The sequence below is a fragment of the Streptosporangium sp. NPDC049644 genome (assembly GCF_040675205.1).
Taxonomy (GTDB): Bacteria; Actinomycetota; Actinomycetes; order Streptosporangiales; family Streptosporangiaceae; genus Streptosporangium; species Streptosporangium fukuiense.
In genome coordinates this window covers 1-3,335 of record NZ_JBFAOJ010000217.1, presented here as the reverse complement: position 1 = coordinate 3,335, position 3,335 = coordinate 1, and the positions used below count along the sequence as shown (strand labels likewise).

Sequence of the window (3,335 nt, the reverse complement as noted above, 5' to 3'; positions counted from 1 at the left end):
GCGTGTCTGGGCGGGGCACCACGAAAGGACCGACCCCCGATGGACGTTTCCACCAAGCACGGCCCCGCACTCTGGTACGTCGCCACCAACGAAGCGATCGTCCGCCTCGACGACGAAGCCGACCTCACCCAGCTCCCCGAGCGGGAGCGCGTCATCGCCGCCGCTCTGGTCGACCACGCCCGCCAGCGCATCTCCACCGCCGACTACGAACTCATGACCGGCATCACGAAGATGAAGACTCCGCGCGCCGAGCAGGGCAAGGAGGCGCTGTGAGCAGCATCTACCGTGTTCTGTGCCTCTCCCACGACCCGGCCATCACCACCGAAGCCGAGTACGCCCGCCCCGAATCGGCCGTCGCCGCAATCGCTTCAGGCATCGACGGCCACCCGGACTGTGACCTGCTGATCGGCCGCTACTCCTACCCCCTGATTGAGGTCGGCTGCCCGCCCACCACCGGCCCGGAGCGGGCGGCCCGGCACCGCTGCTACCCCCACTCCGTCACTGAGTGGGCGGATGTGGCGTGGCTGCGCATCCTCGCCGCTGTCTACCAGGTGGGGGACGAGCAGATGCGGACGCTCGCCAGCGCGACCAGCCTGCAGCATGGCACCTTGCGCCACTGGTCGCGGGAGCGGCTGCGACGCCTACGCGACGAACTGGGCATTGATGCGGGCGCGCCCGCCGACCGGGGCGGGAGCAACAGCTGATGACCATCCTTCCGCACCGCGTACAGGCCCTGTGGAGACGCCTGACCCGCCGTTGGCGCCCGGACACCACCCCCCGCTTTGGGCCGGTCACCCCGCCCGAGGACGTGCTACGCGCCATGTCCACCCCGCCCGAGGAGAAGCCCGATGCCCGCTGAGCCTCGCCGCTACCTGCTACGCGGAGAGCCCGTCACCGTGCTGCTGTGGCCGAACCAGCGCCGCAAGGACCGGCCGGCGAAGCGATTCCCGCTGCCCCGCATCGGCGACTACGCGCCCACCAACGTGCTCGTCGAGCGCGCTGACGGATCCCTTGAGGTTCGCCCGTTCCGCGGCTTGAGGAGAGCCCATGCCTGACGTCGACCGCCAGGCCGGCCAGCTCGTTGCCGCCCGCTCCAACTCGCCCCGCGCTGGCGCTGTCCACGCCTCCCGGCTGCTGCTGCCCAACCACGACCCTTCCCGCGGACTGTCGCCGTGGTGGTCGGTGGGCGGCTGCTCCGGAGTCATCACCCGAGAGGTGGATGAGCCCGTGGACTGCCGTACCTGCCTGGCCTGGATGGACCGGCGTGGCCTGAAGGTCGGAGACGTTGTCGATGCCTGAGATTCCTGCCCCGCAGGTGCGCGTCACCCGCTACGAGGTGTCCTGCCTGCCTGAGGACGACATCAACGCCGACCCGTACACGCCGGCCGTGGAGTACCGGGGGCGTGGCCTGTGGGCCGTCATGGACGGGCCGTTCGCCCTGAACGCCGACGGCGTCAAGGACTACGAGCCTCGCCCGACCAGCCGAGAAGACGACTGGCTGGCCGCCCACCGCTTCGACCTCGACGCCGCGCTGGCGTTGGCCAAGCGCACCGCCCCGACCATGACGTGCAACGGCCACACCGTGGCTGACGCTCTCCGAGACCGGGAGACGCGAGATGCCTGACCTCGGCCTGTACCTGCTCGCCACCGTCGGCCCTTTCGTCGGCTACGCCCTCGGACGGTTTCGGCCGATCTCGGAGGCGCGGGACTGGGCGCGGTGGACTCTCTTCCGCGCCCAGTCCGCCCCCGCTGTCCTGCTCGCCTTTGCGCTGCTGCCTGAGGACGCTTGGCGGGCGTGGAGACGCCGCAACGACCCGCCCGCCGACCGTCAGGCCGTGGCGTTGAACCCTGACTTCCCGAAGGAGACCTTGTGAGAGAGCCGACCGGACCCACCTGGTTCGCCTGGTGCTTCAGCCATGGACGCATGCACAACTTCATCCCGTGCGGCGAAGCCGACTCCCCGGACGGCGCGTGGTGCACCGCCGACTGGGTGAAGCTCGACGGCTCCACCGAGGAGGAAGCACTCGCCGCGAAGACCGCCCGGTTCGGCGACGCCCAGTTCATCGACCAGTTGCCGTTCGATGTGCAGGTTGGCCTGTACGAGCAGGAATGGAGGCCCCGCCGTGCCTGACGACCTCCGCGACGTGCTCGCCCGCACCATCCGCACCCGGGTCAGGCTCACCCTCGGCCCTGACGCCACCCGGACACTCGCAGAGGGCAAACCGGTGATCTTGTCCGGTCGGGAGGCGGACGACGCCGCAGACGCAGCCCTGGCCGCTCTCGCCGAGCACGGCCTGGTCGTGGTGGAGCAGAAGGAGCTCGCCCGTCTCCGCGATCTCGGAACGGAGAAGCCCACCGCCACTGTGCGCTGGGAGGCCCCGGACTCGCCCACTGGCAGCACGGCGTCTCCCGGCGCTGCCCCGCTCGCTGCCCTCGACTCCTCGGAGCCCCGGTGACCCTGTTCGCCGAGGAGGGCACGCCCCGCACAGGCAAGTGCGGGGCGTGCCACAAGGTGCTGACCGACCCGAAATGGATCGCTCTCGGGTTCGGCAAGTGCTGCGCGAAACGCCTCGGCCTCATCCCCGCTCGGCGCCCACGGGGTGTGTCAGTCCGTACCCGGGCCGGCGGAGACGTCGAAGGGCAGGAAGACCTACTCGCAGAGGAGGGGGAGGAGTGACGGGCTACTCGGCTGCGGGCGGCGCCTTGCGAGGCCGACCAACAGGTTTCGGATCTTCGGGCCAGTGGTGTTCAACGGCGGATAGGGCCTGCTCGGGGTCTTTGCCGAGGGCGATGACGGCGGCGCGGATGTACGCGGTCATGGCTTTTCCCGCAGGCAGGTTCGCTATTGCGGCTGCGACCTCGTCATCTTCGGCTCTCCAGGTGCGGGGTTTGAGTCGGTGCAGGTTCGGCATGGACCTATCTTCGCATGGTGGATTGCCACCTTTCTAGGCATGTGCTAGCTTCGGCTTATCGAAAGGTGGATGGCCACCTTTACGGGAGAAGGGGAACGACATGACCAACACCCTCGCCATCCGCTACACCTTCATCGCCGCCGACGGCGTCGCCGAGGTCCGCACCCACGAGATGCGCGACGCCGACCACGCCGCCGACCAGCTCGCCGCCGCCCGCCGCTTGCAGGAGCGCCAGGGCGACTACCGCGACGCGCAGATCATCTCCGCCCACGCCAGCCTGCTCGACGGCATCCTCGCCACCACCCGCGGCTGCGAGAAGCTCTTCGCCGCCCTCGCCGCCCTCGCCGCCTGACGCGGATGATCCGCCCGCTGCTCCTACGGGGAGGAGCAGCCAGCAGACCACCCGACCAGACACCCACCCCC

At 69.9% G+C, this 3,335-nt stretch carries 12 protein-coding genes; 11 read left to right on the top strand and 1 reads right to left on the bottom strand.

The genetic code is table 11. From position 1 onward, the window contains the following. Nucleotides 1-39 precede the first annotated feature (39 nt). Genes AB0J58_RS44465 through AB0J58_RS44420 form a run of 10 tightly spaced genes read left to right on the top strand, consistent with a single transcriptional unit; the run spans nucleotide 40 to nucleotide 2,677 of the window. Nucleotides 40-273, top strand: coding sequence for a hypothetical protein (locus AB0J58_RS44465; RefSeq protein WP_357797299.1), 234 nt, complete (start codon nucleotides 40-42; stop codon nucleotides 271-273). Continuing rightward, complete coding sequence (locus tag AB0J58_RS44460) at nucleotides 270-704, top strand: hypothetical protein (RefSeq protein ID WP_357797296.1); 435 nt, start codon at nucleotides 270-272, stop codon at nucleotides 702-704. Before AB0J58_RS44465 ends, AB0J58_RS44460 begins: the two co-directional genes overlap by 4 nt. Beyond that, a complete protein-coding gene (locus tag AB0J58_RS44455; RefSeq protein WP_357797293.1) occupies nucleotides 704-859 on the top strand; it encodes a hypothetical protein in 156 nt (51 codons plus the stop codon). The genes AB0J58_RS44460 and AB0J58_RS44455 overlap by 1 nt, the downstream gene beginning before the upstream one ends. Then, nucleotides 849-1,055, top strand: a complete 207-nt coding sequence (locus tag AB0J58_RS44450) for a hypothetical protein (RefSeq protein WP_357797291.1) — start codon at nucleotides 849-851, stop codon at nucleotides 1,053-1,055. The genes AB0J58_RS44455 and AB0J58_RS44450 overlap by 11 nt, the downstream gene beginning before the upstream one ends. Further along, nucleotides 1,048-1,299, top strand: a complete 252-nt coding sequence (locus AB0J58_RS44445; RefSeq protein ID WP_357797289.1) for a hypothetical protein — start codon at nucleotides 1,048-1,050, stop codon at nucleotides 1,297-1,299. The genes AB0J58_RS44450 and AB0J58_RS44445 overlap by 8 nt, the downstream gene beginning before the upstream one ends. Next, on the top strand, nucleotides 1,292-1,624 hold the full coding sequence (locus AB0J58_RS44440) for a hypothetical protein (RefSeq protein ID WP_357797286.1): 333 nt from the start codon (nucleotides 1,292-1,294) through the stop codon (nucleotides 1,622-1,624). Before AB0J58_RS44445 ends, AB0J58_RS44440 begins: the two co-directional genes overlap by 8 nt. Further along, nucleotides 1,617-1,874, top strand: coding sequence for a hypothetical protein (locus AB0J58_RS44435; protein ID WP_357797283.1), 258 nt, complete (start codon nucleotides 1,617-1,619; stop codon nucleotides 1,872-1,874). The genes AB0J58_RS44440 and AB0J58_RS44435 overlap by 8 nt, the downstream gene beginning before the upstream one ends. Continuing rightward, entirely contained in the window at nucleotides 1,871-2,131 is a 261-nt protein-coding gene (locus tag AB0J58_RS44430) for a hypothetical protein (protein WP_364227764.1), read from the top strand. The genes AB0J58_RS44435 and AB0J58_RS44430 overlap by 4 nt, the downstream gene beginning before the upstream one ends. Then, nucleotides 2,124-2,456, top strand: coding sequence for a hypothetical protein (locus AB0J58_RS44425; RefSeq protein ID WP_357797279.1), 333 nt, complete (start codon nucleotides 2,124-2,126; stop codon nucleotides 2,454-2,456). The genes AB0J58_RS44430 and AB0J58_RS44425 overlap by 8 nt, the downstream gene beginning before the upstream one ends. Then, nucleotides 2,453-2,677: a DUF6011 domain-containing protein gene (locus AB0J58_RS44420; RefSeq protein WP_364227760.1), complete on the top strand. Its 225-nt coding sequence runs from the start codon at nucleotides 2,453-2,455 to the stop codon at nucleotides 2,675-2,677. The genes AB0J58_RS44425 and AB0J58_RS44420 overlap by 4 nt, the downstream gene beginning before the upstream one ends. Before the next feature lie 4 nt (nucleotides 2,678-2,681). Here AB0J58_RS44420 and AB0J58_RS44415 read toward each other — a convergent pair whose 3' ends face one another. Next, nucleotides 2,682-2,912, bottom strand: coding sequence for a hypothetical protein (locus tag AB0J58_RS44415; RefSeq protein WP_357795707.1), 231 nt, complete (start codon nucleotides 2,910-2,912; stop codon nucleotides 2,682-2,684). Nucleotides 2,913-3,012: 100 nt separating this feature from the next. Here AB0J58_RS44415 and AB0J58_RS44410 point away from each other — a divergent pair, with 100 nt between their 5' ends. Next, nucleotides 3,013-3,264 (top strand): hypothetical protein, encoded by a 252-nt coding sequence (locus AB0J58_RS44410; protein ID WP_357795710.1) that lies wholly within the window; start codon nucleotides 3,013-3,015, stop codon nucleotides 3,262-3,264. The last annotated feature ends 71 nt before the right edge of the window (nucleotides 3,265-3,335 follow it).